At 71.1% G+C, this 764-nt stretch carries 1 protein-coding gene; it reads left to right on the top strand.

What is annotated here, in order from left to right:
• On the top strand, window positions 1–764 hold a 764-nt coding region (locus M1L60_RS46715), incomplete at both ends, for a methyltransferase domain-containing protein (RefSeq protein WP_253244077.1).

Genomic DNA, 764 nt, shown 5'->3' with positions numbered 1-764 from the left:
ATCAGCCGCAATACCTGCGCGACTACCTGGCCACCGCGGCCGCCTCGCCCGACATCGTCCGCGTGCGGGCCACTGGTCTCGCCCTCTGGAACTTGCCGGCCGACAGCGGGCTGCAACTGCTCGATGCCGGCGCCGGAAACGGCGAGGTGGCTCGCGAGCTGGCCACCCTGCTGCCCGGTGCCCACGTCACAGCCGTCGACTTCTCGGCCGACGCGATCGCCGAGGCCACCGCCCGCCATGACAGCAGCCGGGTGACCTACCAGGTCGCCGACATCGACAACCTGCCGTACGACGACGGCCACTTCGACGGCGTACGCAGCGAGCGCCTGCTCCAGCACCTGCGGGAACCGTCCCGGGCCGTGGCCGAGATGGTCCGGGTACTACGCCCCGGCGGCCGCCTGTGCCTGATCGACTCCGACTTCGAGAGCCTGCTGGTCGACGGCTCCCCGCCCGGCTTCAACGACCGGGTCCAAGCCGTGTCAGCGGCCTCCCACGCAACCCGCCCACCCGAGGCGGCCTCCTCCGGACGCACCCTGCGCCGCCGTCTGGTCCAAGCCGGCCTGACCGACATCCACGCCGAACCGGTCACCATCGTCTTCACCGACATGGCCAGCGCAACCCAGGTCCTGCCCCTGCACCGGAACAACCCCATGGTCGCCCGCGTCCCCGAACTGAGCTCCCTGCTCGACACCATCGACGAAGCCGTCGACGACGGCACCTTCCTGCTCGCCTTCACCATGTGGGTGGCCGTCGGCACCCGCCCG

Source organism: Paractinoplanes aksuensis (genome assembly GCF_024137025.1).
In the GTDB taxonomy this organism is placed as follows: Bacteria; Actinomycetota; Actinomycetes; order Mycobacteriales; family Micromonosporaceae; genus Actinoplanes; species Actinoplanes aksuensis.
Note: the sequence above shows the minus strand (reverse complement) of the source record. Positions and strands in the feature narration are given on the sequence as shown.